Origin of the sequence: Micromonospora fulviviridis (genome assembly GCF_014648395.1) — a bacterium.
Lineage (GTDB): Bacteria > Actinomycetota > Actinomycetes > Mycobacteriales > Micromonosporaceae > Micromonospora > Micromonospora fulviviridis.
This window is the reverse complement of the sequence record NZ_BMRA01000001.1, coordinates 214,419-237,556: the sequence shown is the minus strand read 5'-3', so window position 1 is coordinate 237,556 and position 23,138 is coordinate 214,419. Positions and strand designations below refer to the sequence as shown.

The 23,138-nt window shown below is 72.5% G+C and carries 24 protein-coding genes and 1 pseudogene; 15 read left to right on the top strand and 10 right to left on the bottom strand.

All coding sequences use genetic code 11. The annotated features are described in order from the left end of the window. Positions 1-94: 94 nt before the first annotated feature. On the top strand, positions 95-667 hold the full coding sequence (locus IEY96_RS01100; protein ID WP_189192924.1) for a PH domain-containing protein: 573 nt from the start codon (positions 95-97) through the stop codon (positions 665-667). Positions 668-728: 61 nt separating this feature from the next. Here the strand turns inward: IEY96_RS01100 and IEY96_RS01095 are convergent, their stop codons facing one another. After that, on the bottom strand, positions 729-1,433 hold the full coding sequence (locus tag IEY96_RS01095) for a GtrA family protein (RefSeq protein ID WP_189192923.1): 705 nt from the start codon (positions 1,431-1,433) through the stop codon (positions 729-731). 63 nt (positions 1,434-1,496) lie between these two features. Beyond that, positions 1,497-2,033 (bottom strand): GtrA family protein, encoded by a 537-nt coding sequence (locus IEY96_RS01090; protein ID WP_107078648.1) that lies wholly within the window; start codon positions 2,031-2,033, stop codon positions 1,497-1,499. 514 nt (positions 2,034-2,547) lie between these two features. Here IEY96_RS01090 and IEY96_RS01085 point away from each other — a divergent pair. From IEY96_RS01085 to IEY96_RS01070, 4 genes are all read left to right on the top strand, one after another. Next, positions 2,548-4,389: a phosphoenolpyruvate carboxykinase (GTP) gene (locus IEY96_RS01085; protein ID WP_189192922.1), complete on the top strand. Its 1,842-nt coding sequence runs from the start codon at positions 2,548-2,550 to the stop codon at positions 4,387-4,389. A gap of 39 nt (positions 4,390-4,428) precedes the next feature. Then, positions 4,429-5,301, top strand: a complete 873-nt coding sequence (locus tag IEY96_RS01080) for a hypothetical protein (protein ID WP_189192921.1) — start codon at positions 4,429-4,431, stop codon at positions 5,299-5,301. 214 nt (positions 5,302-5,515) lie between these two features. Then, positions 5,516-6,661: a geranylgeranyl reductase family protein gene (locus tag IEY96_RS01075; protein ID WP_373293492.1), complete on the top strand. Its 1,146-nt coding sequence runs from the start codon at positions 5,516-5,518 to the stop codon at positions 6,659-6,661. Between the two features lie 31 nt (positions 6,662-6,692). Then, positions 6,693-7,463 carry an isoprenyl transferase gene (locus IEY96_RS01070; RefSeq protein ID WP_148426397.1) on the top strand — a complete coding sequence of 257 codons (771 nt, stop codon included), beginning with the start codon at positions 6,693-6,695 and terminating at the stop codon, positions 7,461-7,463. Between the two features lie 20 nt (positions 7,464-7,483). Here the strand turns inward: IEY96_RS01070 and otsB are convergent, their stop codons facing one another. The 3 genes and pseudogenes from otsB to IEY96_RS01055 all read right to left on the bottom strand — a co-directional run bounded on the left by otsB (position 7,484) and on the right by IEY96_RS01055 (position 9,352). Then, entirely contained in the window at positions 7,484-8,308 is an 825-nt protein-coding gene (otsB, locus tag IEY96_RS01065) for a trehalose-phosphatase (RefSeq protein ID WP_189192919.1), read from the bottom strand. A 70-nt stretch (positions 8,309-8,378) separates the two neighbouring features. After that, positions 8,379-8,732, bottom strand: a complete 354-nt coding sequence (locus IEY96_RS01060; RefSeq protein WP_154229973.1) for a hypothetical protein — start codon at positions 8,730-8,732, stop codon at positions 8,379-8,381. Between the two features lie 179 nt (positions 8,733-8,911). Next, positions 8,912-9,352: pseudogene (locus IEY96_RS01055) on the bottom strand (helix-turn-helix domain-containing protein). Positions 9,353-9,616: 264 nt separating this feature from the next. On the opposite strand from IEY96_RS01055, the gene IEY96_RS01050 reads away from it, so the two are divergent. From IEY96_RS01050 to IEY96_RS01025, 6 genes are all read left to right on the top strand, one after another. Beyond that, on the top strand, positions 9,617-9,958 hold the full coding sequence (locus IEY96_RS01050) for a hypothetical protein (protein WP_107078638.1): 342 nt from the start codon (positions 9,617-9,619) through the stop codon (positions 9,956-9,958). Next, entirely contained in the window at positions 9,955-10,383 is a 429-nt protein-coding gene (locus tag IEY96_RS01045) for a hypothetical protein (RefSeq protein ID WP_189192918.1), read from the top strand. Before IEY96_RS01050 ends, IEY96_RS01045 begins: the two co-directional genes overlap by 4 nt. 326 nt (positions 10,384-10,709) lie before the next feature. Next, complete coding sequence (gene phoH2 / locus IEY96_RS01040) at positions 10,710-12,122, top strand: RNA 5'-3' helicase PhoH2 (protein ID WP_189192917.1); 1,413 nt, start codon at positions 10,710-10,712, stop codon at positions 12,120-12,122. 275 nt (positions 12,123-12,397) lie between these two features. Continuing rightward, a complete protein-coding gene (locus IEY96_RS01035) occupies positions 12,398-13,078 on the top strand; it encodes an aggregation-promoting factor C-terminal-like domain-containing protein (RefSeq protein ID WP_189192916.1) in 681 nt (226 codons plus the stop codon). A 99-nt stretch (positions 13,079-13,177) separates the two neighbouring features. After that, on the top strand, positions 13,178-13,840 hold the full coding sequence (locus tag IEY96_RS01030) for a rhomboid family intramembrane serine protease (protein WP_189192915.1): 663 nt from the start codon (positions 13,178-13,180) through the stop codon (positions 13,838-13,840). A gap of 106 nt (positions 13,841-13,946) precedes the next feature. Next, positions 13,947-14,915, top strand: a complete 969-nt coding sequence (locus tag IEY96_RS01025) for an NAD(P)/FAD-dependent oxidoreductase (protein WP_189192914.1) — start codon at positions 13,947-13,949, stop codon at positions 14,913-14,915. Between the two features lie 16 nt (positions 14,916-14,931). On the opposite strand, the gene IEY96_RS01020 is transcribed toward IEY96_RS01025, so the two are convergent. After that, positions 14,932-15,624, bottom strand: a complete 693-nt coding sequence (locus IEY96_RS01020; protein WP_189192913.1) for a TetR/AcrR family transcriptional regulator — start codon at positions 15,622-15,624, stop codon at positions 14,932-14,934. 137 nt (positions 15,625-15,761) lie between these two features. On the opposite strand from IEY96_RS01020, the gene IEY96_RS01015 reads away from it, so the two are divergent. Beyond that, on the top strand, positions 15,762-16,679 hold the full coding sequence (locus IEY96_RS01015) for an NAD-dependent epimerase/dehydratase family protein (protein WP_189192912.1): 918 nt from the start codon (positions 15,762-15,764) through the stop codon (positions 16,677-16,679). Here the strand turns inward: IEY96_RS01015 and IEY96_RS01010 are convergent. Continuing rightward, positions 16,648-17,649: a DMT family transporter gene (locus IEY96_RS01010; RefSeq protein WP_189192911.1), complete on the bottom strand. Its 1,002-nt coding sequence runs from the start codon at positions 17,647-17,649 to the stop codon at positions 16,648-16,650. The two genes, IEY96_RS01015 and IEY96_RS01010, sit on opposite strands and share 32 nt — an antisense overlap. Then, the gene (glpX, locus tag IEY96_RS01005) at positions 17,646-18,677 is read right to left on the bottom strand and encodes a class II fructose-bisphosphatase (protein ID WP_189192910.1); all 1,032 of its coding nucleotides are present in this window, start codon (positions 18,675-18,677) and stop codon (positions 17,646-17,648) included. Before glpX ends, IEY96_RS01010 begins: the two co-directional genes overlap by 4 nt. A 159-nt stretch (positions 18,678-18,836) precedes the next feature. Here glpX and IEY96_RS01000 point away from each other — a divergent pair, with 159 nt between their 5' ends. The 3 genes from IEY96_RS01000 to IEY96_RS00990 all read left to right on the top strand — a co-directional run bounded on the left by IEY96_RS01000 (position 18,837) and on the right by IEY96_RS00990 (position 21,532). Then, positions 18,837-19,532: a DUF4245 domain-containing protein gene (locus IEY96_RS01000; protein ID WP_189192909.1), complete on the top strand. Its 696-nt coding sequence runs from the start codon at positions 18,837-18,839 to the stop codon at positions 19,530-19,532. A gap of 113 nt (positions 19,533-19,645) precedes the next feature. Then, a complete protein-coding gene (locus IEY96_RS00995) occupies positions 19,646-20,464 on the top strand; it encodes a hypothetical protein (protein WP_189192908.1) in 819 nt (272 codons plus the stop codon). A 228-nt stretch (positions 20,465-20,692) separates the two neighbouring features. Beyond that, positions 20,693-21,532 (top strand): hypothetical protein, encoded by an 840-nt coding sequence (locus IEY96_RS00990; protein ID WP_189192907.1) that lies wholly within the window; start codon positions 20,693-20,695, stop codon positions 21,530-21,532. 35 nt (positions 21,533-21,567) lie between these two features. Here IEY96_RS00990 and IEY96_RS00985 read toward each other — a convergent pair whose 3' ends face one another. Further along, positions 21,568-21,780, bottom strand: coding sequence for an exodeoxyribonuclease VII small subunit (locus IEY96_RS00985; RefSeq protein WP_091321990.1), 213 nt, complete (start codon positions 21,778-21,780; stop codon positions 21,568-21,570). 14 nt (positions 21,781-21,794) lie between these two features. Next, entirely contained in the window at positions 21,795-23,009 is a 1,215-nt protein-coding gene (gene xseA, locus IEY96_RS00980; protein ID WP_189192906.1) for an exodeoxyribonuclease VII large subunit, read from the bottom strand. Between the last annotated feature and the right edge of the window lie 129 nt (positions 23,010-23,138).

Here is a 23,138-nt window from a genome sequence, read left to right as displayed (position 1 = left end):
GAGGGGACCCCTCCCAACACCCGCCGCGCGGCTGATCCCCGCACGAGCGCCGACCGGTTACGGTCAGCGCGTCCTGTTCTGCGAGGAGGTTCCCGTGGCGTTCCCCGAAGACGTGCTCACCGAAGACGAGCACGTCGTGCTGCATCTGCACCCGCACTGGAAGGCCCTGATCCGGCCGATCCTGGTGCTGGTGCTCGCCGTCGCGGCGGTGGTCGCCGGCTGGGTCCTGCTGCCCGAGGGCGACGGGGGCACGATCGCGCTCTACGTGATCGCCGCGCTCGGCCTGGTGCTGGTGTTCTGGCTGGGCCTGTGGCCGTTCCTGGTCTGGCGCACCACCCACTACCTCTTCACCAACGAGCGGGTGCTGCTCCAGGAGGGCGTGTTCTCCCGCAACCGGCGCGACCTGCCGCTGACCCGGATCAACGACCACGCCATGCACCAGAAGTTCGTGGAGCGGATGCTCGGCTGCGGCACGTTGACCATCGAGTCCGCCGGTGAGCGCGGCCAGTCGGTGCTCAGCGACGTGCCGCACGTGGACAAGGTCCAGACCAAGCTCTACGAACTGGTCGAGGCCCACCACGACAAGCACAGCCTGGGCGACGGCGAGATGCGCGAGATCCTGGCCGACATGGCCGAGGGGAAGCCGCTCCGCGACCCGTCGGCCTGACTCGGCCTGACCGTCGGGTCCTCCGGCGTCCGCTGGGCGGCCGCCGGAGGGCCGGGCCGGGTCAGCGGCGCGGGGCGCGGCGCGGCGTGGGCTGGAGTTCGGCGGCCAGTTCGGCGTCGAGGTCGGCGCCGAGCGTGCGGCCCAGGCCGGCGTCCGCGGGTGCGGGGCGGCCCTGCTGGGGGGCGTAGTCGCCCGCGCGCCGCTCGCCGAGCGGCGGCTCGGTCTCCTCCAACTCGCTGACCGACTCCGCCAGCTCGGCCACCGGGTCCATCTCGGCCACGTTGTCCCACTCGTCGCGCGGGATGGCGTTCCAGGTCTCCGCGGAGTGCTTCGGCACCGGCTGGAACACGAACGTCCGGTAGGACCAGAAGCGGAACAGGGTGGCCAGCAGCACGCCGCCGGTCTTCGCCACGTTCAACGCGAGCAGGCTGTTCACGCCGAGGCCGTACTTGGCCAGCGCCAGGACGCCGAGTTCGATGATCAGGCCGGCGCCGTTGAAGAGGAAGAACAGGACATATTCGCGGCGAAGCGCCGACTTCGGCCGGTCCCGGTACGTCCAGTGCCGATTCATCAGATACGACGTGATCGTCGCGACGATGGTCGCGATGACGGTCGCCTTGAGCTGGCCGTCGCGGAAAACCGTGAGTGCCAGCGCATTGAACACCGCGTAATTGATGACGGTGTTGATGCCGCCGACGATGCCGAATTTGAGCGCCTCGTGGATGAACTTCTGCCAGCGCTCGGGCAGCAGACGGACAAGAGGCATGCGGAACACCTTAGGGCAGTGGGCAGGGCCGGCTGGGCCCGGCAGGACGGGATGGGCGGTGGGTCACGCCCCGGACTCTCGGTCGCGGCTCGTCGCCGGAACGGGGGGAGTTCCCGCCTCGACGAAAACGAACCGTCGGTACGACCAGAACCGGAACAGTGTCCCCAGGCCGGTGCCGACGATGAAGCTGGCGATGTTGTCGGCCAGCGGGGTCTGGAACACCTCGGGCCAGATGGCGCCGAGCCCGTAGCGGCTGATCGCGAGACAGGCCACCGCGATGCCGAGGCCCACCCCGTTGAAGAAGAAGAACAGCGCGTACTCCCGCGCGGGGTGGGAGCGCTGGCGGTGCCGCCAGGTCCAGAACCGGTTGCCCAGGAACGCCAGGGTGGCCGCGATGACGGTGGAGATGGTCTTGGCCGCCACCGGCGGCATGTGCCGCACGCTCGCCAGGTAGTTGAAGAGGGCGAAGTCGACGAGGAAGGCGAAGCCGCCGACGGTGGCGAACTTGCTCATCTCGCGCACGAGGTGACCGAAGCGGTCGATGAGGGCGCCGATCAGACCTCGACGGGTCTGCGGAGCCCCCGGTTGGTCCCCGGTCATCGTCGCGGCCACCCGCCGAGAGTACCGGGTGCGCGCTTCCGGGACCGGCCGCTACGGCGAGTCGGCGGTCCGCCGTCCCGGCGCGCCACGCGCGCGTGGCCGGCCGGCGCCGGGTACGCGCGCCGGACCCCTTCCGGTGCCGCCGTCCGTTTCCGATATCCGTGAGCGGAGCGTGACCGGGAGTACGAAATTGTGGACCGGATCACGGAATCGTCGTTCGTGACATGAGGGTCAGCTTCCCCGCATCCGACGCCTCCGCCGGGTTGGCGAAGTCCCGGGCCGTCGGAGGTTCATCGCAAGATTTGCGTGAAACTGCGCGCGAAAGCGGGTAAGAGATCGCGATGCCGCAGCGTGGCCCTACCTTGTGCAGTTCTTCACAACCAGTCCCACTGACTGGGGAGGCAGCCCGGTTTACGCTGAGGCCAATCCCAGGTTTCCACGAAGGCGGCGCACCGGCTCGCCAGAACTCGTGCATCCCATACATCGGTCAGCGTCGACCACAAGGAGATGTGACATGGTTGCTCCGGCTACTGTTCGGGGTATCGATCAGGCCCCGACGTCCCACCCCAAACTGCTCGCCTGGGTTCGTGAGGTCGCGGAACTGACCACCCCCGACCGCGTGGTCTGGGTGGACGGGTCCGATGAGGAGTGGCGCCGCCTCACCGACGAGCTCGTCGAGAACGGCACCCTGATCCGGCTGAATCCCGAGAAGAAGCCCAACTCGTTCTACGCGCGGACGGACCCGACGGACGTCGCCCGGGTCGAGGAGCGCACCTTCATCTGCTCCGCCGACGAGGCGGACGCGGGCCCCACCAACAACTGGATGGCGCCGGCCGAGATGAAGCGGACGATGACCGAGCTGTACCGCGGGTCCATGCGCGGGCGCACCATGTACGTCATCCCGTTCTGCATGGGTCCGGTCGAGGCCGAGAGCCCCATGTTCGGCGTCGAGATCACCGACAGCCCGTACGTGGTCGCCTCGATGCGCATCATGACCCGGATGGGCGCGAAGGTCCTGGAGGCGATGGGGGACGACGCCGACTTCGTGCACGCGCTGCACTCGATCGGCGCCCCGCTGGAGCCGGGCCAGCAGGACGTGGCCTGGCCGTGCAACGAGACCAAGTACATCTCGCACTTCCCGGAGACCCGGGAGATCTGGTCCTACGGCTCCGGCTACGGCGGCAACTCGCTGCTCGGCAAGAAGTGCTACTCGCTCCGGATCGCCAGCGTGATGGGTCGCGACGAGGGCTGGCTCGCCGAGCACATGCTGATCCTCAAGATCACCTCGCCGGAGGGCAAGGTCTACCACATCGCGGGCGCCTTCCCGTCCGCCTGCGGCAAGACCAACCTGGCCATGCTGGAGCCGACCATCCCGGGCTGGAAGGTCGAGACGATCGGTGACGACATCGCCTGGATGCGGTTCGGCCCGGACGGCCGCCTCTACGCGGTCAACCCGGAGTACGGCCTCTTCGGCGTGGCGCCCGGCACCGACTGGAAGACCAACGCCAACGCCATGCGGACGCTGGACCGCGGCAACTCCATCTTCACCAACGTGGCGCTCACCGACGACGGCGACATCTGGTGGGAGGGCATGGGTGAGCCGCCGGCGCACCTGATCGACTGGAAGGGCAACGACTGGACGCCGGAGAGCGACAGCCTCTCCTCGCACGCGAACAGCCGGTTCTGCACCCCGATCACCCAGTGCCCGATCCTGGCCGACGACTACTACGACCCGAACGGCGTGCCGATCGACGCGATCCTCTTCGGCGGCCGTCGCCGGGACACCATCCCGCTGGTCACCGAAGCCCGCGACTGGGTGCACGGCGTCTACATGGGTGCCACGCTCTCCTCGGAGACCACGGCCGCCGCGTCCGGCGCGGTCGGTGTGGTCCGCCGCGACCCGATGGCCATGCTGCCGTTCATCGGCTACCACGCCGGCGACTACTTCCGGCACTGGATCGAGATGGGCAAGGGCGCCGACGGCGACGAGGCCAAGCTGCCGAAGATCTACTACGTCAACTGGTTCCGCAAGGACGCCGAGGGCAACTTCCTCTGGCCGGGCTTCGGCGAGAACTCCCGGGTGCTCAAGTGGGTCATTGAGCGCCTGGAGGGTCGGGCCGAGGCGGTCGAGACCCCGATCGGCATGGTCCCCGCCCAGGACGCGCTGGACGTCGAGGGCCTGGACATGACCCCGGAGGACGTCCGGATCGCGCTCAAGGTCGACCCGGAGGAGTGGCGCAACGAGCTGCCGCTGGTCACCGAGTGGTTCGAGAAGTTCGGCGACAAGCTCCCCGGCGTCCTCTGGGCCGAGCTGGACGCGCTGCGCGCCCGGCTCGACGCGGAGCCGCAGAAGTAGAGGTGTGACGGAAGCCCGCACCGGGCAACACCGGATGCCATGAGGACGGCCGCCGAACCTGTCGAGGTCCGGCGGCCGTCCGCCGTCCGGGTCCTGACCACCCTGCTCGCCGTGACGGCGGCGGCCACCGTCGTGGTCGAGCTGCTCAACTACTGGTACGCCCCGGAGCAGGAGTTCGGCCTCGCCGTCCGCACCGGCTGGGCGATGCTGCGGTCGCTGGGTTTCCTCGTGCTGATCGGGCACGTCAAGCGCGGCCGGGCGGTGGCGAAGCCGTTCGGGCTGATCCTCGCGGTGACCACGGTCTTCGCGATCGGGCGGCTGGTCGTACCCCGGGCGGGGGTGCCACCGCTGCCCGGCCTGCTCGGTTTCGGGGTGCTCACCGCGCTCTGCGTCGCGGTGGTGGCGCTGCTCTACCGCTCCGACGCGGTCGGCGGGCACCTGGTCCGGCACCGCAAGGGCCTGGTCGTCGAGGGCGGGGTGATCTCCTGGCGGGAGGTCGTGCCGAAGCGCCCGCCGGTCACCGGCTGGCTGCTCACCGCCCGGGTCGCCGCCTTCACCTACAGCCCGCTGATGCTGGTCCCGGCCCTGATCGCGACCGGATCCATCCTGGACGGGCGGATCAGCGCCGTGCCGGCCGTGCTGTTCTGGTTCGCCGCCGGCATCGCGGTCAGCTACGCGGTGCTGTTCTGCACCGCCTTCCTGATGCGCGACCGCCCCTGGGCCCGCAAGCTGCTGGTCGTCATCACCCTGGGCACCCTCGCCATAGACCTCCCCCTCTGCTGGTGGCTCCTCGGCCTGGACGGCCTCATCCGCGACGGCACCCCCCTCCTGACAGCCGCCCTGTTGACCCTGTACTCCCTCCACCGCACCACCCCCACCACCCCACCCACCCCACCGCCCTCGCCCCGTTGATCAAGAAGTTCGCGTCACAATCCGGCCGTTCCCTGACGCAAACCTCTTGATCAACCCGACGGGTCGGGCCAGGGACCGCGGGCTGCGGCCGCGCACTGGTGATCATGGGGGTGGCGGCGATATCGATCTCCTTGGCGCCGCCAACTTCATGATCGACGGGGGTGGGCGGGCGCGGCGTGCCGGGAGGGCGGGGCACTGCGGGGAGGATGGCGGGGTGGGGGAGTTCTGGGACGTGATCGTTGTCGGGGGAGGGCCGGCGGGGGCGGCGGCCGCCCTGGCGGCGCGGCGTGCGGGGGCGGGGCGGGTGCTGCTGCTCGACCGGTACGACTTCCCCCGGGACAAGGCGTGCGGGGACGGCATCGCCGCGCACGCCCTGGACGTCCTCGCCGAGCTGGGGGTGCGCGGGGCGGTCGACGGGTACGCCCCGCTGCCCGCGCTGCGCCTGGTCGGCCCCGGTGGCGGCACGGTGGCCCGGGCGCTGCCCCGGCCCGCGTACACGGTGCCCCGGCGGGTGTTCGACGCGCGGCTGGTGGCGGCGGCGACGGCGGCCGGTGCGGAGCTGCGCCGGCACACCGTACGCACGGTGGAGGTGTGCGACGACCGGGTGGTGCTCGACGGGGAACTGGCCGCGCGGGCGGTGGTCGGGGCGGACGGGGCCGGCTCCGTGCTGCGCCGGACGCTCGGCCACCCGGTGAACCCGGACCGGCACCTCGCCCTCGCCATCCGGGGCTACGCCCCGGCGCTCCCCGGCCCGCCCGAGCAGCTCATCGTCACCTCGTCGCCGCGCTGGCCGGCGTACGCCTGGTCCTTCCCGATCGGTGACGGCCGGGCGAACGTCGGGTACGGGGAGGTGCTGCGCGGCGAGCCGCTGACCCGCGCGCACCTGCTGGACCGGCTGGCCGCCCTGCACCCCGGCACCGACCCGGCGGCGGTGACCGACCTGCGCGCCCACCACCTGCCGCTCTCCACCCACCGGCCGGCGCCGGGGCGGGGCCGGGTGGTGCTGGCCGGCGACGCGCTCTCGCTGATCAATCCGTTCACCGGCGAGGGCATCTTCTACGCGCTGCGCTCCGGGGCCCTGGCCGGCGCGGCCGCGGCCGGCGCCCCGGACCGGGCGGCCAGCCGGTACGCCCACGCGCTGCGCCGCCGGCTCGGCACCCACCTGCGGCACAGTTCGGTGGCGGCCTGGCTGGCCCGGCGCCGGTGGGTGGTGGACGCGGCGGTGCGCGCCGCCCGCCGTGACGAGCGGGTCTACCGGACCGTGGTGGAGCTGGGACTGGGTGACGGACGTCTCGACGCCCGCACCCTGGGCATGATCGGCATCGGCCTCGCATCCGGCGATACGCCACCGAGACACTGATCTTCCGCGCGGGTCGCTACCCTGCAAGGTGATGACTCTGCGGAAACTTCTCTACTCCGTGTACGAGCGCCGGCTCACGGCGAAGCTCGCGGGCAAGCCGGTGCCCCGGCACGTCGGCGTGATGTGCGACGGCAACCGCAGATGGGCCCGGGAGATGGGCTTCGTGGACCCGAACGACGGCCACCGGATGGGCGCCGAGCGGATCAAGGAGCTGCTGCGCTGGTGCGACGCCGCCGGTGTCGGGCACGTCACGCTCTGGCTGCTCTCCACCGACAACCTCTCCCGGCCGGCCGCCGAGCTGGACCCGCTGCTCCAGATCATCGAGGACCTCACCACCGAGCTGGCCGAGGAGGGCAACCCCTGGCGGCTGCGGATGGTCGGCGCCCTCGACGTGCTGCCCGCGCACCACGCCGCCGCGCTCAAGGCGGCCGAGGAGCGCACCCGGCAGCGCGATGGCGGGGCGCAGGTCAACATCGCCGTCGGCTACGGCGGCCGGCGCGAGATCGCCGACGCGGTCCGCTCGCTGCTGCTGGAGCACGCCGCCACCGGCGGCACCGTCGAGGAGCTGGCCAACTCGATCGACGTCGACCACATCTCCGAGCACCTCTACACCAAGGGCCTGCCCGACCCGGATCTGATCATCCGGACCAGCGGGGAGCAGCGCCTCTCGGGCTTCATGCTCTGGCAGAGCGCGCACTCGGAGTTCTACTTCTGCGAACTCAACTGGCCCGACTTCCGCCGGGTCGACTTCCTCCGCGCCCTACGCTCCTACGCCACCCGCCAACGCCGCTTCGGCGCGTGACCCCGCCCCCGCGGGGGCGCTCAGGTCAGGTGGGGCAGTGCCTCGGTGAGGAAGTCGCCGAGGGCGGCGGGGGAGTCCAGGGTCAGGTCGGCGGCGTCGGCCACCTCGTGGCCGGTCTCCGGGTTCGCCACCGCGACGCAGACGCCGAGGAACTGCGGGTCGGTGGCGGCCCGGGCGCGCAGCGCCGCGAACGCCTTGATGTCGGAGACGTCGTCGCCGAAGTACCAGGCGCCGCCGGCGTCGCGGACCGCCTCGCCGATGACCATGCCCTTGTCCCGGTCGACCGGGGGCTTCAGCTCCAGCACCATGCGCCCGGCCTGGCAGCGCAGGCCCAGCCGCTCGGCCCGGGCCCGGCCCCACTCCTGCACGAGGTCGCCGAGCTGCGGCGCGGTGCGCCAGTGCAGCGCCACGGAGAGCCGCTTGAACTCCACGAGGGCGCCGGGCGGCAACTCGGCGCGGGCCTGCTCGGCCAGCTCGGCCATGGTGGGCACCCAGGGCAGGGCGGCCGGCTCGGTGACGGTCTCGCCGCCGGAGTGGCTGTGCTCCAGGCCGTAGAGGCCGTAGAGGTCGATGCCGGCGAGGCCGCCGAGGTGGTCGCGGAGGAACTCCACCGGGCGGGCGGAGACGATGGCGATCCGGCGTACCCGCGGGGCGAGCGCCTCCAGGGCGGCGAGCACCTTCGGCGCGGGCTGGACCGCGGTCGGGTCGTCGTCGACCGGCGCGAGGGTGCCGTCGAAGTCGAAGAAGAGCACCATGTCGCCCGCGCGGGCGGCGGTGGCACGCCACGCGTGGTCGGCGTCCAACGGGGTGTTCGGCTGCTGGTTGCCCAGATTCAACGGCGGCACGCGCGACAGCGTACCCCGGTCACGGGGGCGTATTCGTGGCCGAGATGTGACGTCGGAACGACGCGGAAGGTCAGCGTTCGGCGGCTCCCCGTCCCCGGCGCCCGAACGGCACCACGGCCGCTTCCTGCCCGTGGCTCAGCAGGTAGCCCTCCACGAAGCCGGTGTTCCGGTCGCCGGTGTGCGCCTCGATCTCGTTGAGCCGCGCCACCAGGAACTCGGTGAGCGCGCTGACCCGGTCGTTGAGCCGGTCGTGCAGCTCGGCGACGACGGCGAGAACCACCGCGGTGCCGGCCGTGATGAGGGCGAAGAGGTTGACGACCAGGGGAAGCTGCCCGCCGTCCACTACGCCGACCACCACGTTGCCGGTCACGCACGATGTCACCGACACCACCGCGACCACGACTGCCAACCATTTCAGGGTCATGGACAGACCCCTCCTTCTGTCCCGCAGGGCTGAGTTCGGCTGTGTCCCGTCCCCCCGCCGACGACGAGCCCCGAGCAGTACAAACAGGGACGCTAGCGCGTCCGATCCGGGCCCGGTGGGGATCGATAGGATCTGTCCGGCCGTTCTTTCGCCATTTGCGGAACTAACTGGAGTGTCGTCTATCCGGCCTGTCTGCCTCGTTTTCCGGAATCGGCCGGGAGTGTCGGGCGGTAAGCGAGGTAGCGAATGGTTTCCCGGATGTGGAACTTCTCCGCGTCGGAGACGTTCGGGTCGACCAGCCGGCGCAGCAGCGCCTCGACGTCCGGGTCCATCGGCGGCGGCGTGGGGGTGGCGCGGGGGGTGGCCGCGCGGTCCCAGCCGAGGGCGGCGAACGCGGCCGCCGGGTTCAGCCCGAGCCCCTCGCAGAAGGCCACCACCCGCTCGGCCTCCGGGTCGCTGGCTCAGTCGCCGCGTACCCACCGGTTGATGGTCTGGCGGGAGACGCCGGTACGCCGGGAGACCTCGGTGCCGCTCCAGGCCCGCATGGCGCGTGCGTCCTCCAGCGCGCGGCGGACGAAGGTGGCGAAGGCGATCTTCCGTGCGTTGGCGGTCTCGGTCACCCCGTGACGGTACGACCAGTCGGTCTCCGCGGCGCGTCCCGGCACGCTGCTGTCACGCCCACGTGACGGTGATCCACGATTCTCGGTAAACGATCCAGCGCTGTTCCTGAGGGGTGTCACCCGGCCAGAATAGATGGACGCCAGTACGGCGGTAAACAGACGAAAAGCTGATACTGTCACGCTCATGAGACAACTTACGGTGTGTCACGTGCATGAGACGACGAGTGCTCACATGCGTCACTCCGCGGGTGTCGAGGGGGTCTCGTGACCGAGCTCGCGACCCGTGCGCAGGCCTTCGGCCTGATCGCGGAGGGGGTGACCGCCGGGCTGAGCGCCCCGTGGCGGCTCTACCTCGCCCGGGGCTGCCGCTACCTCTCCCTCAGCGTCGGCGACCGCGACGAGTGGGACGCCTGGCGGACCCACCTCGGCTGTCCCGAGCTGAGCGTCCGGGTCTACGACGCCGGCGGCGAGATCCGCCGGGCGTCGGTGGCCGAGGTGATCGTCGACGGCTGCCGGATCAGCGTCGAACTGGTCGAGGAGGTCAGCACCGCCGACCTGGAGCGGCTGCTGGTCGTCGACCCCCTGCCCGGGGCGGACGAGCGATGAGCCCCTTTCTGGCCGTCGTCCTGGTCCTCGTGCTCGGCTCGACCTGCTACGCGGCGGGCCGGCTGCACGGCCAGCTCAGCTACCGGATCGGCTACCGGTTCGGCTACCGGCAGGGCTACTTCGACGGCGACCGGGGCGCCTGGAACCGGCGCCGCCGCGACGCCCAGGCCGCGATCACCTCGGCGCTGGCCGGCCCCGCCCCGGCCGTGGTGACCGCCCCGGCCGGGCGCACCACGCCGTTCGCCGGCACGGCCGTCCCCGCCGCGGTCACCGCCCGGGCCTCGTCCGGCCCGGCCCTGCGGGCGACCGCGACCGCCCAGTTCGGCGGGCTGGCCACCCGGCAGGGCACCACGTACACCGGCTCCTCGTTCGGTGCGGCCGGCGGTGGGCCGCGGACCGGGACCCTGGTGCGGCGGCAGGGCTGAGGTCCCCCAGAGCACGGTGTGCCGTCCGCGGCGGACGCGCACCGTCGGAGCCGTCGTCAGACCGGTGACGACGGCTCCGCCGGCCGGGATGCGCGCAGGGGGCATGCATCCCGGCCGGTCCGCCGCGCCGTGAGTGATCCACACGCACCACTAGCCGACCGGGCCTCCGGCGATTAGCGTCTAGGCATGGCACGGGGTTTTCCCGGGCCAGCCGGACAGCCCGGACCTGCGACCTCGCGCACGGGGCCCGCATCCGACCCCGTGTCCACCGGGCACCGGAAGAGGCGGAACTCGGGTGGCCGGGTGCCCATCCGCGGAGCAGGCCTGTGACCACTCGCCGTACCCCCGCCGGTGCCGACCAGACCCCGGCCGCGACCGCCACCACCCGCCGGACCACCCGCGGGCGCCGCGCGGCCACCGCGCCCGCCGGCACCGAGGAGCCCCGACCAGCCGGCCAGGCCTTCGTCCTGGACACCTCGGTCCTCCTCTCCGACCCCGCGGCGTTCCACCGCTTCGCCGAGCACGAGGTGGTGCTGCCGCTGGTGGTGATCTCCGAGCTGGAGGGCAAGCGCCACCACCCCGAGCTGGGCTGGTTCGCCCGGCAGTCACTGCGCATGCTGGACGAGCTGCGGGTGGAGCACGGCCGGCTGGACCGGCCGGTGCCCGCCAACGACCAGGGCGGCACCCTCCGCGTGGAGTTGAACCACACCGACGACGGGGTGCTGCCGCCCGGGTTCCGGAACGAGTCGAACGACGCCCGGATCCTCTCCGTGGCGCTCAACCTCGCCGCCGAGGGGCGCGAGGTCACCCTGGTCAGCAAGGACATGCCGCTGCGGGTGAAGGCCGCCTCGGTCGGCCTGCGGGCCGACGAGTACCGGCACGGTCAGGCCAGCGACCCCACCTGGACCGGGATGGCCGAGCTGGAGCTGGCCGAGGAGGAGATCGGCCAGCTGTACGCGGGGGAGACCCTCGACCTCGACGCCGCCGCCGGCCTGCCCTGCCACACCGGGCTGGTGCTGCACTCGGGGCGGGGCTCGGCGCTCGGCCGGGTGCTGCCGGACAAGACCGTCCGGCTGGTCCGCGGCGACCGGGAGGCGTTCGGCGTGCACGGCCGCTCGGCCGAGCAGCGGGTCGCGCTCGACCTGCTGCTGGACGAGTCGATCGGGATCGTCTCGCTGGGTGGCCGGGCCGGCACCGGCAAGTCCGCGCTGGCGCTCTGCGCCGGCCTGGAGGCAGTGATGGAGCGCCGCCGGCACAAGAAGGTCGTCGTGTTCCGCCCGTTGTACGCGGTCGGCGGCCAGGAGCTGGGCTACCTGCCCGGCTCGGAGTCGGAGAAGATGTCGCCCTGGGCCCAGGCCGTCTTCGACACCCTCGGCTCGGTGGTGCACGAGAACGTGCTGGAGGAGGTCACCTCGCGGGGCCTGCTGGAGGTCCTGCCACTGACCCACATCCGCGGCCGGAGCCTGCACGACGCCTTCGTGATCGTCGACGAGGCGCAGTCGCTGGAGCGCGGCGTCCTGCTCACCGTGCTGTCCCGGATCGGCCAGGGCTCGCGGGTGGTGCTCACCCACGACGTGGCGCAGCGGGACAACCTCCGGGTCGGGCGGCACGACGGGGTGACCGCGGTGATCGAGGCTCTGAAGGGTCATCACCTCTTCGCGCACGTCACCCTCAGCCGTTCGGAGCGTTCTCCCATCGCCGCGATGGTCACCGATCTGTTGGAGGACATTCCGCTCTGAGGCGGAAGTTTGCCCGGATTTGAGGGTCTTCGCCTTGTGGCGCAGATCACATTTGGCCTCCTTGGTTTCCCATCGGCCTCACTGTGCGCAATGGTGTCCAACGAGCGCCTCAGCACCACCAAGATCGTTGAGCATCGTTCGCCACGGTAGGCGGAGAGCCACGAGCACCGGTGCGTCGGCTGCGACCGCGAGGGTCGGGGCGCTCACGGCGCCGGCGCGGCCGCTCCAGGGCCACGCGTCGCGCCGTGTCCTTGCCCCCGACGAAGGGACACTTCGTGAGTCGGCTGTGGAGCCGGTTCGGCGCCCGTACGGCCGCTGTCGCGCTGCTCTCCGTGGGCGTTGCCGGTGGTTTCTACCTGGGCGAAGACCGACAGACCCAGCAACAGGGCCTGACCGCGCAGGTCGGCCTCAAGGTCGACCGGACGGAGTACGCGTACCAGCGCGACCTCCAGGCCGACCACCGCCTGGTGTCGGCCAAGCAGCGGGCCGCCGAGTACCAGGCGAAGCTCCGGGCCGCCGCGGCGGCCAAGGAGGCCGCCGAGCGGGCCAAGGAGGCCGAGGCGGCGGCCGCGTCCCGCAAGAAGGAGCGGGAGGCCGCGGAGAAGGCGGCGGCCAAGCCGTACGACGGGCCGATCCCGTCCTCGTGCGAGGAGTTCAGCGGCAACCGCAAGATCGGTTGCGCGATCATGCTCGACGAGGGCTTCGGCATCGACCAGTTCCCCTGTCTGGACAAGCTCTGGACCAAGGAGAGCGGCTGGAACCACAAGGCCTACAACGAGGGGTCCGGCGCCTACGGCATCCCGCAGGCCCTGCCGGGCAGCAAGATGGGCTCGGTGGCGGACGACTGGAAGACCAACCCGGCCACCCAGATCAAGTGGGGCCTCGGCTACATCGAGGGCCGCTACGACGACCCGTGCGGCGCCTGGGCGCACTCGCAGAGCACCGGCTGGTACTGATCGGACATCGACGGCGGGGCGTGCGGAGATTCGCACGCCCCGCCGTCGTCGTGCGCGCCCGGGTGGCGGTGCGCCCCGATTGCTGATAGCTCTTGACGAATGACCTGGCACGACGGCCCGACGGGCGGCGACCCACACCGGTTCGGCACCGAGGCGTTCTACGCCTCCCTCGGCCGTGCCTTCGTCGCCATGTGCGCGATAGTGCCGGTGCTGTTCCTCGTCGAAGCCGTCGACGTCGGCCTGAACGCCGACCTCGACGTCACGGCCGGCATCATCCCGCACCGCATCCAGGGGCTGGACGGCGTGTTCTTCTCGCCGTTCCTGCACGCCGGCTGGAACCACCTCTACAGCAACAGCATCCCGCTGATCCTGCTCGGCACCTTCGTGCTGGCCGCCGGCACCCGCCGGTTCCTCTGGTCCACCCTGGTGATCATCCTGGTCAGTGGCCTGGGGGTGTGGTTCACCGGCTCCCCCAACTCGGTGGTGGTCGGTGCAAGTGGAGTGATCTTCGGCTATCTCGGCATCCTGCTCACCCGCGGCATCGTCGAGCGGAGCTGGTGGAACTTCGCCGTGGTGCTCCTGGTCGGCCTGCTCTACGGCTGGCAGCTGCTCGGCATCCTCCCCACCGACGAGCGCATCTCCTGGCAGGGGCACCTGTTCGGGCTGCTCGGCGGGGTCGTCGCGGCGATCCTGTTCCGCCGCCGCCGGGCCGAGATCGCGGGGCGGGACCCGCTCGGGTCACCCCCGGTCACGTCGCCCTGACGGCACGTCCACCCGCCGGCGGGACATGCTTGCCCGCGGCCACCGGCCCGCCTACCGTCGGGATCAGCACGCGTTGATCCCTGGCGAAGTGACGGGACGGTACGCCATGCGCGAGGTCGATGTCGCCGTGATCGGGGCCGGTCCCGCCGGGCTGTTCGCCGCCTACTACGCCGGGTTCCGCGGGCTCTCGGTGGCCGTGATCGACGCGCTGCCCGAGCCGGGTGGCCAGGTCACCGCCATGTACCCGGAGAAGCTCATCCTCGACGTCGCCGGGTTCCCCGCCATCAAGGGGCGCGAGCTGGTGGCCAACCTGGTCGCCCAGGCCGCGCCCTTCCGCCCGGAGTACCTGCTGGGGGTGCGCGCGGAGAAGCTGTCGTACCTGGACGGGCGGCCGGTGCTCGGGCTGGCCGGCGGTGACCAGCTTTTCTGCGGCGCCGTGGTGGTCACCGGCGGGCTGGGCAGCTTCAGCCCGCGCCCGCTGCCGGTGGCCGACAGCTTCGTGGGCGCCGGCATCGTCTACTTCGTGCCGCAGCCGACCGAGCTGACCGGGCGGGACGTGCTCATCGTGGGCGGCGGCGACTCGGCGTTCGACTGGGCGGTGACGCTGGCCCCGATCGCCCGCTCGGTGACCCTGGTGCACCGGCGGGACCGGTTCCGCGCGCACGCCTCGACCGTCGACCGGGTGCACGCGCTGCCGGTGCGGATCGTGGTCAACGCCGAGGTGAGCCGGCTGTACGGGGAGGACCGGGTCACCGGCGCCGAGCTGACCGTACGCGGCGGCGCGGTGGAGACGCTGCCGGTGGACACCGTGGTCGCCGCGCTCGGGTTCACCGCCGACCTGGGCCCGCTCGCCGAGTGGGGGCTGAACCTGGACCGGCGGCACATCGTGGTGGACAGCGCGATGGCCACCAACCTGCCCCGGGTCTTCGCGGCCGGGGACATCACCGACTACCCGGGCAAGGTCCGGCTGATCGCCACCGGTTTCGGCGAGGCGGCCACCGCGATCAACAACGCGGCCGTCGTCATCGACCCGAGTGCCCACCTGTTCCCCGGCCACTCGTCCGACGGCACCTGACCCGTTGCCGCCGGGATCAGGCGGCGGGCAGGCCGATCAGGTCGGCCATCAGCCCGGTCTGGTGGTCGAAGTACTCGTCGCGGTGCGGCAGCGTCCGGTTGATCCGGCCGAACAGCTCGAAGCTGATCAACCCGAAGAGCTGCGTCCAGCCGGCCATGCCTCGCGCCAGCAGGGCGGGCGGCAGGTCCACGGCCAGCAGGGCGGCCAGCTCGGCCACATCCGACCGCAGCGGCTCGGGCAGCTCCTCGCCCGACGGGGCGAGCAGCCCGGCGGCCACCCCGTCGCGGAGGATGCCGACCAGGGTCACCGGGGGGCGCTGGGCCGGCGCCACGGTGTCGTCCGGGGCCGCGTAGCCGGGGACGGGGCTGCCGTAGAGCAGGGCGTACTCGGCGGGGTGGGCGAGCGCCCAGGACCGGGCGGCCCGGCAGGCGGCGTGCCAGCGCCCGCGCAGGTCGGCGCGGTCGGTGCTGGCGTCGGCCGCCTCCACGGCGTCGCCGAGCGCCTCGTACGCGTCGAGGATCAGCGCGGTGAGCAGGTCGTCGCGGCTGGGGAAGTAGCGGTAGATCGCCGAGGAGACCATGCCCATGTCCCGGGCGACCGCGCGGAGCGAGAGGTTCGCGCCGTCGGTGGCCAGGTGGCGGCGGGCGACGGCCTTGATCTCGTCGATCATTCCGGCGCGGACCCGGGCGCGGAGCGAGGGAGCGACCATGCCTCCACTCTGCCACGGATGAGAGCGCCAATCAAAACCGAGAGCAGTGCTCTTGACGAAAGTGGTCCGCATCCGTCATGCTCTGTTGCGAGAGCGGTGCTCTCATATCGAACTCCTGCTTCGAAGGGTGGCCCCCCATGGCCCTGCACGTGATCGTCGGCGCCGGACCCGTCGGCACCGCCACCGCCCGCCTCCTCGCCGAGCGCGGCGAGCGGGTACGGGTGGTGACCCGCCGCGGCACCGGGCCCGCGCACCCCGCGATCGAGCGGATCGCCGCCGACGCCGCCGACGCCGAGCGGCTGACCGCGCTGACCGAGGGGGCGGCGGCGCTGTACAACTGCGCCAACCCGGCGTACCACCGGTGGCCGCTGGACTGGCCGCCGCTGGCCGCCGCCCTGCTCACCGCCGCCGAGCGGACCGGCGCGGTGCTCGCCACGGTCGGCAACCTCTACGGGTACGGCCCGGTCGACGCCCCGATGACCGAGGCGACCCCGCTCGCCTCGACCGGCACCAAGGGGCGGGTACGCAACCGGATGTGGGCCGACGCGCTGGCCGCGCACCGCGCCGGCCGGGCCCGGATCACCGAGGTACGCGGCTCCGACTACGTCGGCGCGGACGGCACCTCGCTGGCCATGATGGTGCTGCCCCGGGTGCTCGCCGGGCAGCGGGTGTTCCTGCCGGTCGACTGGGACGCCCCGCACACGTGGACGTACATCCCCGACGTCGCCCGTACCCTCGTCGCCGCCGCGACCGACGAGCGGGCCTGGGGGCGGGCCTGGCACGTGCCCAGCGCCCCCGCGGTGTCGATGCGGGACCTGGCCGGGCGGGCGGCGGCCCTGGTCGGTGCGCCGGCGCCGCGACTGATCCGGATGCCGTACCCGATGCTCTGGGTCGCCGGGCTGGCCAACCCGTTCGCCCGCGAACTGCGGGAGACCGCCTATCAGTTCGACCGGCCGTACGTGCTGGACTCGACCGCCGCCACCGCCACCCTCGGCGTCGAGCCGACGCCGCTGGACCGGGTGGTCAAGGAGACGGTGGCGGCGCTGCGCGGATGACCGGCCGCGGGGGCGGTCCGAGGGCGGCGACCAGCACCGCGACCAGGGTCAGCCCGGCCCCCAGCAGGGTGGTCGGCGTCGGGTGGGAGGCTGCGGTGGGCAGCAGCACGTCCAGCAGGACGGCGCCGACGACCTGCCCGGCGATGGTGGCCAGGCCGAGCAGGAGCACGCCGGTGAACCGGACGATGGCGGCGGCCAGCGCGATGAACACGATGCCGATGGGGCCACCCACGTAGAGCCACGGCTCGGCCGGGAAACTCCCGGCCGGGCGGCCCCGGACGGCGACCTCCACCGCGAAGGTGGCGAGCAGCGCCACCGTCCCGACGGTGAAGTTGACCAGCGTGGCGGTCATGGCGCTGCCGGCCGCCCCCCGTACCCGGCCGTTCACCGCCTGCTGCCAGGCGATGCCCACCCCGGCGGCCAGCGGCAGCAGGGCCAGCGCCAGTGCGCCCGGATCGCCGAGCCGGTCGCCCACCGCCAGCAGCACGGCCAGCACGGTGAGCACCGCGCCGACCAGCCGGTTCGGGGTGACCGGCTGCCGGCCGGTCGGGCCGATGCCGGCCCGGTCGACCAGCAGGCTGCTGCCGGTCTGCCCGGCCACCACGGCGACCGTGAACACCGCCACGCCGAGGGTGCCGATGGTCAGCCCCTGCGTGGCGACCAGGAAGGCGCCGCAGACCCCGCCGAGGCACTGCCACGGGCGCAGCGAGCCGTCCCGGAGCGCGGCCCGCAGGGCCGCCAGCCCCCGCCGGCCAGCGGGGGTGGCGGGGACCAGCACGAGCAGCACCAGCAGGCCCACGCCGAACGAGACCACCGCGGCGGCGATCCCGTCCGCCAGCCGTACGCCGAGTTCGCCGTTGATCCGGGACTGGACGGCCACCGCGACCCCCGAGGCGGTGGCCAGCCCGGTGCCGGCGATTCGCCGCGTGGTCGACAGCGTCGGGGGCGCCGCCGTCCCGGTCGCGGTCACTCCTGCTCGGCCAGGGGGCGCCCGTCGAAGTCGACCGCCGAGTAGAGCGCCAGCTTCTCCAGCCGGTGGTAGGAGTCGATCACCCGGATCGTGCCGCTCTTGGACCGCATCACGATCGACTGGGTGTACGCCCCGCCCGCCCGGTAGCGCACGCCGCGCAGCAGGTCGCCGGAGGTGACGCCGGTGGCCACGAAGAAGCAGTTGTCGCCGGTGACCAGGTCGTCGGTGAAGAGCACCCGGTCCAGGTCGTGCCCGGCGGCCAGCGCCTTCTCCCGCTCCTGCGCGTCCTTGGGCCAGAGCTTGGCCTGCATCATGCCGCCCATGCACTTCAGCGCGCAGGCCGCCGTGATGCCCTCCGGGGTGCCGCCGATGCCCATGAGCACGTCGACGTCCGACTCGCCCCGGGCGGCCGCGATGGCGCCGGCGATGTCGCCGTCGGAGATGAACCGGATGCCCGCCCCGGTCCGCCGGATCTGCTTCACCAGGTCGTCGTGGCGCGACCGGTCCAGCACGCAGACCGTCACCTCGGCGGGGTCGGTGCCCTTGACCTTGGCGATCCGGCGGATGTTCTCGGCCACGCCGGCGTTGATGTCGACCACGTCGGCGTACATCGGGCCGACGGCGAGCTTCTCCATGTAGAAGACGGCGCTCGGGTCGAACATCGCGCCCCGCTCGGCCACCGCGAGCACCGCGAGGGCGTTCGGCATGCCCTTGCTCATCAGCGTGGTGCCGTCGATCGGGTCGACCGCCACGTCCACCTCGGGACCCGTCCCGTCGCCGACCTCCTCGCCGTTGAAGAGCATCGGGGCGTTGTCCTTCTCGCCCTCGCCGATCACCACGACGCCGCGCATGGGGATCGAGTTGATCAGCTTGCGCATGGCGTCGACGGCGGCACCGTCGCCGCCCTCCTTGTCGCCCCGGCCGACCCAGCGACCGGCGGCCATGGCCGCGGCCTCGGTGACCCGGACCAGATCGAGGGCGAGGTTACGGTCGAGGTCCTGCGGGGTCCGCGTCCTGGTGGTTGTCATCACGGCTTCCTCCTCGCGACGTTGCGGGGTGGACCGGCGGGATGCGGCCGTCGCCGCCGCCGGTTTTGTCGCTGATCCTCACACGATCTCAGGTTCGACGGCGGAGCGGGGCGGAGGAGGCCAGGATCACGTCACTCGGACGGCTGCGAGAATGGCTGGGTGGAACCCGCACAGCCTGCCGACCGCGTACCGACCGACGTCACCCCGCCGGACGGCCAGCCGCCGGTGCGACCGACCGCCGGGGCGACCCCGCCCGCCGGGGAACCGGCCCTGGTCGAGCCGACCGGGCCCGTGCCGCCGGCCGACGCCGGCGAGCATCCCGCCCCGCCCGCACGGAAGGAGAAGGCCCGGTCCGAGCGGTCGCCGAAGGACATGGCCCTCTCGCTGCTGGTGCTGCTGGTCCCGATCGCCCTGCTGATCGCGTTCTACCGGGGTTTCCTCGGCGGGGATGACCCGGTCACCGTCGACCCCGCGCCCGCCGTCGAGCAGGCCCGCGCGGCCAACGCCTTCCCGGTCGCCGAGCCGCGCGGACTCGGCTCCGACTGGCGTACGGTCAGCGCCCGCTACCAGACCGAGTCCGGCGGCGGCACGCTGCGCATCGGCTACCTGACCCCGGAGGGCCGGGGCGCGCAGCTGGTGGAGAGCAACGTGCCGGCGGAGAAGCTGCTGCCGGCCGAGCTGAGCGGCGGCCAGCCGCAGGGTCCGGCCGACCTGCCCGGCGGCGTGAGCTGGCAGCGGTACACGGCCCGGGGCAACGAGCAGGCCCTCGTCCTGCTGGAGCCGAACCGCACGGTGATCGTGGTGGGTGACGCCGGGGAGGCGGAGCTGCGCGAGCTGGCCACCTCGCTGCGCTGACCCGCTCCCGCCGCCGCTGCCCCCCGGGGCCGGCACCGTTTCCGCTACGCTGCCCGGGCCCGACAAACCGGTACGCGTGACGCGTCCCGGACAGCAACCGGAAAGAGATAGCCGTGAACATTCGACGGTGGAGCGTCGGCGTCCTCGCCGCTGCCCTGTTCGTCCCCGGTCTGGCCGCCTGCAAGACCGAGGCCGACTCGCCGACCGCCGACAGCAAGTCCACCGCCCCGGCGGTGCCCGCGGACCCGAAGGAGGCACTGGCCGCCTCCACCAAGGAGATCCAGCAGGGCAACTTCAGCTTCGCCATCAAGGGTGGCGAGTTCAACGGGGACGGCAAGGTGCACATGCCGTCCAAGAGCGCGGAGATGAAGATGTCCAGCGGCGCGTCCGCCGCCGACGACATCTCGATGAGCATGCACCTGGTGTTCATCGACACCGACAGCTGGCTCAAGCTCGACCTGGACGGCGCGATGGCCGACGCCATCCCGGGCTTCAAGGCGACCAAGGGCAAGTACCAGCACCTGGACCGGACCCGGATCAAGGACGCCAAGGAGCTGAACTTCGACTTCAGCGACGTGGACCCGGCCGGCAGCGACAAGATGATCAAGGCGATCACCGACGTCAAGAAGACGGGTGAGGGCAGCTACGAGGGCACCATCGACGCCAGCAAGGCCGCCGACTCGGACCTGCTCGACGCCGAGACCGTCAAGGCCCTCGGCACCAAGGCCACCGCCGTGCCGTTCACCGCCAAGCTCGACGCGCAGGGCCGGCTCACCGAGTTCGCCGTGCAGGTGCCGGCCGCCGGCGCCGCCGAGGCGCAGACCGTGACCGTCACCTACGCCGACTACGGCACCGCCACCGCGGTGCAGGCCCCGCCGGCCGCCCAGGTCGTCGAGGCGCCCGCCAGCATCTACGAGATGTTCAAGGGCTGATCCTCCAGCGGTCGGGGGCGGCTCGCGCCGTCCCCGGCCGCCACCCCGGTGCCGTGGCGCACCGGACAGGGATTGCGGAACACCGCTTCAGGGAACAGAAGGGGGCACGAGCCCGCCGGGGCCGACCACGCCGGCCGGACCGGGCTCGTGCGCCGGAGCCGGCGTCCGGGCTTCGGCGCCCGACTCCGGCACCTCCGTGGGCCGGACGACCCACCTGGAGAGGTTGACGTGAAGATTCGACGCTTCAGCGCCACCGCGTTCGCCGCGGCGCTGCTCATTCCCGGCCTGGCCGCCTGCAACGACAACGGGACCGCCGGAGCGGGGGCCTCCGCGACTCCGGCCGCCTCCGGCAGCATCGCCCCGAGCGGCACCCCGGCCGGCGACGCCAAGCAGGCCCTGCTCGACTCCACCAACGCGATCCGCGACGGGAACTTCCGGTTCACCATGTCCGGCGCGGGCTCCACCGCCGAGGGGCAGGTGCACGAGCCCAGCCAGAGCGCCGAGATGCGGATGACGATCGGCGACCCGTCGTCGGACCTGATGATGAAGCTCGACCTGATCCACGCCAAGCCCGACAGCTGGGTCAAGCTGGAACTGGGCGGCAAGGCCGCCGCCAGCGTGCCGGGGCTGAAGAACCTCAACCTCGGCAAGTACCAGCACCTCGACCAGACCCGGATCCAGGGCAACCGTGCGCTCGGCTTCGACTTCGACAAGGTCGACCCCGCCGGCAGCGCGGTGCTGACGCAGGGCGTCACCGAGGTCCGGAAGACCGGCGACGGCGCGTACGCGGGCACCGTCGACGTGTCGAAGGCGGCCGAGGCGGGCTCGCTCGACCCGGCCGTGATCACCGCGCTCGGCGCGCAGGCCCAGTCGGTGCCGTTCACCGCCAAGGTCGACACGCAGGGCCGGCTCAGCGAGCTGGTGCTGCAGATCCCGGCCGCCGGCCAGAACGCCGCGCAGGACCTGAAGATCACCTACTCGGACTACGGCAACGCCGCCGCCGCGCAGAAGCCCCCGGCCGACCAGGTCGTCGAGGCGCCCGCGGAGTTCTACAACCTGTTCAACTGAGCGTGCCGGCGGGACGGCTCCGGCCGTCCCGCCGCTCAGTCCTCGGCGCGTTGCCGGGCGGCGTCGATGCGGGCCCGGGCGCCGTCCAGCCAGCGCTGGCAGATCCCGGCGAGCTGCTCGCCGCGCTCCCAGAGCGCCAGCGACTCCTCCAGCGAGGTGCCGCCCGCCTCCAGCCGTTCGACCACCGAGGCCAGCTCACCCCGGGCCTGCTCGTAGCTGAGCTGCTCGTCCTTCGTCGTGTCAGTCATCGGGTCCCATTCCATCAGCCGTCCACGGTGGCGGTCAGCTCGCCCTCGGCGAGGCGTACCCGCAGCGGGTCGCCCTTGGCCACCTCGGACGCGGCGCGGACCACGTGCCCGTCGGCGCGCTGGACGATGGCGTAGCCCCGGTCGAGGGTGGCCGCGGGGGAGAGGGCGCGCAGCCGCGCCAGGGTGTGCCGCAGGTCGTCGGTGGCGGCGCCCAGCCGGTGGTCCAGGCAGCGGCCGGTCCGGTCGCGCAGGGCGGCGACGTCGGTGGCCCGCTGGTCGACCATCACCTGCGGGCGGGCCAGCACCGGCCGGGAGCGCAGCAGGTCCAGCCGGTGCTGCTCCCGGTCGACCAGGTTGCGCACGGCCCGTTCCAGCCGGGACCGCGCCTGGCCGATGAGGCGCACCTCGTCGGTGAGGTCGGGCACGATCCGCTTCGCCGCGTCGGTCGGCGTGGAGGCGCGCACGTCGGCGACGTAGTCGAGCAGCGGCGCGTCGGTCTCGTGACCGATCGCGCTGACCACGGGCGTGCGGCAGGCGAAGACAGCCCGGCAGAGCGCCTCGTCGGAGAAGGGCAGCAGGTCCTCGATGCTGCCGCCGCCCCGCGCGATGACGATCACGTCGACCGTCGGGTCGGCGTCGAGCACCTTGAGCGCGCCCACGATGTCGGGCACCGCGCTGGGCCCCTGCACGGCCACGTTGACCGTCCGGAACTCCACGGCCGGCCACCGGCGGCGGGCGTTGGTCAGCACGTCCCGCTCGGCGGCCGAGGCGCGGCCGGTGATCAGCCCGATCCGGCCGGGCAGGAACGGCGGCCGGCGCTTGCGGGCCCGGTCGAAGAGCCCCTCGGCGGCCAGCAGCTTCTTGAGCTTCTCCAGCCGGGCCAGCAGCTCACCGAGCCCGACCTGGCGGATCTCGTCGGCGCGCAGGCTGAGCGTGCCCCGGGCGGCGTAGAACTCGGGCTTGGCGTGCAGCACCACCCGGGCGCCCTCGCGCAGCTCCGGTGCGCCCGCGTCGAGCACGTCGCGGTTGGTGGTGACGGTCAGGCTGAGATCCGCCGACGGATCACGCAGGGTCAGGAAGACGGTGCTCGCCCCCGGGCGCCGGCTGATCTGCGCCACCTGCCCGTCCACCCAGACCCAGCCCAACCGGGCGATCCAGGCCCCGACCTTCTGGCTCACCACCCGGACCGGCCACGGCTCCTCGGACGTGCTCCGCTCCCCGTCACTCACCCGCCCACCCTAAGCCCCACCCCCGACCACTCCCGCGTCGATCATGAGGTTGACGGCGATGTCGATCTCCGGAACCACCGCCAACCTCATGATCAACGGTCGCGCCGAAAGCGGGCACGTACGATGGTC